The organism is Candidatus Aminicenantes bacterium, assembly GCA_011049425.1.
GTDB lineage: Bacteria > Acidobacteriota > Aminicenantia > UBA2199 > UBA2199 > UBA876.
The window spans coordinates 1-4,878 of record DSBM01000090.1 but is presented as its reverse complement, the minus strand read 5'-3'; the positions used below and the strand labels follow the sequence as shown (position 1 = coordinate 4,878).

The following is a 4,878-nucleotide window of genomic DNA, read 5'->3' as shown; positions in this document are numbered from 1 at the left end:
TATGGCGCGACTTTCCCCGGCCCTGGATGACCCGGATCCGGGTTTCATGGCCACAGTATTTCCCATTATGGAATCATTGCGCCGCTTCATGGAGCTGCCCGCCCGTTTCCTGCTGCAATCGCGTCTGGGAGTAAAGGGGAGAGGGGCTGAGCTCTACGTGGCGGCCTGCCGTGCCAGTGGAGCGGAGTCAGTGTTGTTGCCCGCCGCGGCCGCGGCCTGCGTGGACTGGCGGTACCTTCAGGCCCAGGGCATCACCGTCAATTTCCTGCGCTATGAACCGCCGGTGACGCCTCAGTTCTGGGGAGATTTCCGCGGCAACCTGTCGATCCTGGATTGCCTGTTTTGTGTTGGCCCCGAAGCCACGCGGCAGTTGATCTCGACCGGGTCGCGCGTGGAACCGGTTACTTGACCGGCCCCGCCCGCCAGGTGTCCGAGTCCAAATGGTGAACCAGGCGGAATTCATTGCCTTCAGTCGTCAAGACGCGAAACTCTTCGCTTACTGTTCCGGAAACAGATTGCACCCGCCGCTGTTCCAGGATGCGGCTGACGTGGTGGCGGCAACCGTCCCGGACGAATTCCAACGGGCGGTCGTCTGCGCGGTAACCGCTGTGGGTATGAACCTCCACGATCTGCTTTTCAGGTGAGCGTTTGCACAAGGTCGGTAAAACGGCTCCATGCCATGGCCGGCCAGGTCTCAGCGGTCAGCGCTCCGCCGGCCCGGGTGATCATGGAAACCTTGGCCGCGGTCTCGTCACTGGCGGCTTCGTAGATGTCCATGAAATCATACGGACCCAGCAGCGCATAGTGTCCCAGCCAGCGGACATCGGGACAGCGCTCATCCACCAGCTTTTTCCAGGCTTTGCCGATGGCTTCGCGTCCCTTGAGATTGCCCGATACTTCGGGCGCCAACTTGGTCATCAATACATATACTCCCATTGGTTCCCCCTCCGTGTGAATTCCCCTAATTAAGGGATCTATACATAGTATGCGGGCAGGTGGCCGGGATTTCAAAAAGACAGAGTTGGAAAGTTGCAAAGAAGGTGACAGGAGACAGGTGACAGGAAGACACGGGGAAAAGAGAAGTTGAGCAAGTTGAGGGCAGGGGAGAAGCGGTCCTTGGCTATTCGCCATTAGACAATAATTCAACTGGGGAACGTCTGTCTTTTATCACAGCTCTCCGGGTAGCTTCATCACAGAACTGTCAGTTACGTCATCACAGCTCGGCCGGAAGTCGAAAGAGCTTCCCGGTCGGTTACTTGATCACGAGTTTAATTCTCCCGCCATACGCGTGGGGGAGAGGAGTTCCCGCAATTGTTTCGGGGAAAGCAGTTTCTGTTCCAGTACCAGGTCGGGGATGTTGCGTCCGGATTCCAGGGCTTCTCGCGCCAGGCGCGAGCAGATTTCATATCCCAACTCCGGTACCAGGGCGGTGACCAGCCCGATGCTGCTTTCCACCAGGCGGCGGCAATGTTCGGCATTGGCGGTAATGCCGGTGATGCACTTGTTTGTCAGGGTCTCCATGGCGTTGGCCAGCATCTCCATCGACTCAAAAAGGCTCTGCACGATAACCGGCATCATGGCGTTCAGTTCCAACTGGCCGGCTTCCGCCGCCAGGGTCACGGTGAGGGCGTTGCCGATCACTTTGTAAGCCACCTGGTTGACCACTTCGGGGATAACGGGGTTGACCTTGCCGGGCATGATGGTGGACCCCGGCTGGACCGGCGGCAGGTTGATCTCGTTCAGTCCCGCCCTGGGGCCGGAAGAGAGCAGGCGCAGGTCGTTGGATATCTTGGACAATTTAACCGCCAGGCGCTTGAGCGCGGACGCGTACATCACGAAACTGCCGGTATCCTGGGTGGCCTCGATCAGGTCCCGGGCCCGGACCAGGGGCAGTCCCGAAATCTTGCTCAGGTGGGGGATCACGGCGCGCCGGTATTCCTCCGGGGCGTTGAGTCCCGTACCGATGGCTGTCGCCCCCAGGTTGACCTCCAGGAAGAGAGAGACGTTTTCCGTCAAGCGCTGGATCTCTTCTTCCAGGGTGACGGCCCAGGCCTGGAAAGTCTGACCCAGGGTCATGGGCACGGCGTCCTGAAGCTGGGTGCGGCCCGTCTTTACGATTTCATTGAACGCGACACCTTTTTCCCGGCACGCCGACACCAGGCTGTTCAGGCGCCGGATCAAGCGCTGGTTAAAGCGTAGCAGCGCCACCTTGACCGCGGTGGGGAATACGTCATTGGTGGATTGGGAGCGGTTGACGTCGTTATTGGGATGGCAGTGCTCGTAGTTTCCCCGGGAATGGCCCATCTTTTCCAGGGCGCGGTTGGCGATTACTTCATTGGCGTTCATGTGGCTGGAGGTCCCGGCCCCGCCCTGGATCATGTCCACCACGAAATGATTGTGCAACCGGCCCTCGATGATGTCCTCGCAGGCGGCCTGGATGGCTTGGGATAATCCCGGTTCCATAAGCCCGGCATCGGTGTTGGCGCGGGCCGCCGCCTGCTTGACCATGGCCAGGGCGATCACCAGGTCGGGGAAATGGCCCAGGGCCACGCCGCTGATGGAAAAGTTTTCCAGTGCGCGCAGGGTCTGGATGCCGTAAAAGAACTCATCGGGAACATCTCTTTCACCCAGGAGGTCGTGTTCCCTGCGGGTACGGCCGGATTCGTACTGGGCCGCCGCGTGGAGCGAGCGCCGGTTGGCCAAACACATGCGGCGCGAGATGACGCGGGCGATGTGGGAAAACACCTTGGCCGTAAGCGGAGCGAGTTCCAGGAAGGATTCGCGGGGAATGCGCACGGCCTGGACCTCCCGAGCGGCCAGGGCCGTGGTGGAATGCGGGGTTTCATCCAGGATCGAACCTTCACCCAGAAAATCTCCGGGACCGAACCACGCCAGGCGTTGTTTATGGCCGCCGGGTGTGTACTGGACCAGCTCGACATTTCCGGCAAGGATGACGAAAAGGTGGCGGCGGGGTTTCCCCCGGGTGAAAAGCGCTTCGCCGGCGGGCAGGTTCACAATGGCGGCATCGGTTGCCAGGCGGACCAGCTCTTCTTCAGTCAGTCCCTGGAACAACTCCACTGCACGAATCTTCAACAACAGGTCTTCCCGGTTCATGAAACCTCCCTTGTCTACCCGCATTATAAGTACATTCCGTTTCCAAAGATGTCAAGTCCGGTAAGCCTTTGTCTTGCTCCGCAAGAAACGCTGTTTTCCTTCCAGACCGGAAGTGTAATTTCGTACCATTGCGGGGTTCTAAATTGCAATCACGGACGAAATCGGCCAAAAACGCATGTATCATGTGGCTGGTTGCAGAGAGTGCAAGCGAGGTGAAACATGATGAAAAAGATGATTTTAATTGCGTGTGTGTTGGGGCTGCTCCTGGTATCCCAGTCGGTTTTTGCTGCGGGTGAAAAGACGTTTGATGTCAAACCCGGACAACGCCTGGTAGTGGATCTGAAAGCCGGGGGCAAGATCGAAGTGACCGGCTGGAAAAAGTCCAGTGTCATGGTAAAGGTTATCGTGAAAGGAAAAGTGAGTCAGGATATGCCTTTCATGGTGCGTCAGACCGATGAAGGCGTTGAAGTGGAAACCCAACTGGGCGCCGGATTTGAGAAATGGTCGCGTCACCATGGAGATCATGTGCTTAGGGTGCAGGTGCCTGAAAAATTCGATCTCAAGTTGCGCAGCCTGGGCGGCGCCATTCAGGTAACCGGCGTGAGCGGTGAGATCTCCGTCAGGACCATGGGCGGCGACCTTGAGCTGGAGCGCCTTGGCGGCGTGGTCTACATGAAGACCATGGGAGGTGATGTGACCCTGCGGGATTCCCGCGTGGACGGCGAAGTGCGCACCATGGGCGGCCGTGTGCTGTTGGAAGACGTGGTGGGAGATGTCAAGGGCTCCTCAATGGGAGGCAATGTCATTTACCGCAACGTAAAAAGGAAAAGCGGTGAGGGCACAGCCGACGCGGTGGTTCGTATCTCCACCATGGGTGGCGCCGTGAATGTGGACGATGCGCCCAAGGGGGCGGACCTGCATACTATGGGCGGACAGATCGCGGTCAAGTCGGCCGCGGAGTTTGTGAAAGCCAAGACCATGGGCGGAGACATCCTGTTGGAATCCGTAGACGGCTGGATTGAAGCCAAGACCCTTTCCGGGGACGTGAGGGCGCGCATGGTGGGCGACCCCTCGAGCAAAGATCGCCACGTTGAAATCACCTCTTTGTCCGGAGATATCGAGTTGACGGTTCCCGCCAAATTGTCCATGGATGTGGAAATCCGCATCACCATCTACAAGAACGGGCATAATGAATACCGCATCAAAGATGACTTCAACCTGGAAAAAAAGGAAGACAAAGAGTGGGTGGAAAAGGACGGCAAGCAACTCAAGGTGCTGCGCGCGACCGGTCGCACCGGCGATGGCCGCAACAAGGTGGTACTCAAAACCATCAACGGGAATGTGACCCTGCGCAAGGCGGAAAAATAGGCAAAAATACCATGTCAAGACTGGTAAAATTACTGGCCTTACTGGTGTTGGCGTGGCAGTTCGGCTCGGGCCTGGATGCGGCTGACCGCGGAAAGATCCGCTGTACGGAAGACAACGACCGTCTCTCGTTTTCGCGAGGCGATTCGCCCCATATCCAACTCAAGACCCATTCGGGAACCGCTGAAATCCGGCGCTGACGGCAGCCACCGCCGGCACCTCTGTATAGAAAAAAAGGCCGCTCCGTACGTAGCGGCCCTTTTTAGTTGGAGAGTTGGAGAGTTGGAAAGAAGGTGAAAGGTATCAGGCGGCAGTTGACAGGAAGGAAAATGCCTTGTTTTTCATCACAGAACCCGGAAGTTTCTTCATCACCAGGGCGCCTTGGCGCCTCATCACAAG

6 protein-coding genes are annotated in these 4,878 nt (G+C 58.0%); 3 read left to right on the top strand and 3 right to left on the bottom strand.

Annotated features, from left to right (window positions below):
* Position 1 precedes the first annotated feature (1 nt).
* Positions 2-409, top strand: a complete 408-nt coding sequence (locus ENN40_06065; protein HDP94908.1) for a hypothetical protein — start codon at positions 2-4, stop codon at positions 407-409.
* On the opposite strand, the gene ENN40_06060 is transcribed toward ENN40_06065, so the two are convergent.
* The 3 genes from ENN40_06060 to ENN40_06050 form a co-directional block, all read right to left on the bottom strand.
* Entirely contained in the window at positions 402-656 is a 255-nt protein-coding gene (locus ENN40_06060) for a hypothetical protein (protein ID HDP94907.1), read from the bottom strand. The genes ENN40_06065 and ENN40_06060 overlap by 8 nt on opposite strands.
* On the bottom strand, positions 637-936 hold the full coding sequence (locus tag ENN40_06055; GenBank protein HDP94906.1) for a GYD domain-containing protein: 300 nt from the start codon (positions 934-936) through the stop codon (positions 637-639). Before ENN40_06055 ends, ENN40_06060 begins: the two co-directional genes overlap by 20 nt.
* A 324-nt stretch (positions 937-1,260) precedes the next feature.
* A complete protein-coding gene (locus ENN40_06050) occupies positions 1,261-3,114 on the bottom strand; it encodes an aspartate ammonia-lyase (GenBank protein HDP94905.1) in 1,854 nt (617 codons plus the stop codon).
* A gap of 219 nt (positions 3,115-3,333) precedes the next feature.
* Between ENN40_06050 and ENN40_06045 the strand changes: the two genes are divergently transcribed.
* Positions 3,334-4,482 (top strand): hypothetical protein, encoded by a 1,149-nt coding sequence (locus tag ENN40_06045; GenBank protein ID HDP94904.1) that lies wholly within the window; start codon positions 3,334-3,336, stop codon positions 4,480-4,482.
* A gap of 11 nt (positions 4,483-4,493) precedes the next feature.
* Entirely contained in the window at positions 4,494-4,679 is a 186-nt protein-coding gene (locus tag ENN40_06040; protein HDP94903.1) for a hypothetical protein, read from the top strand.
* The last annotated feature ends 199 nt before the right edge of the window (positions 4,680-4,878 follow it).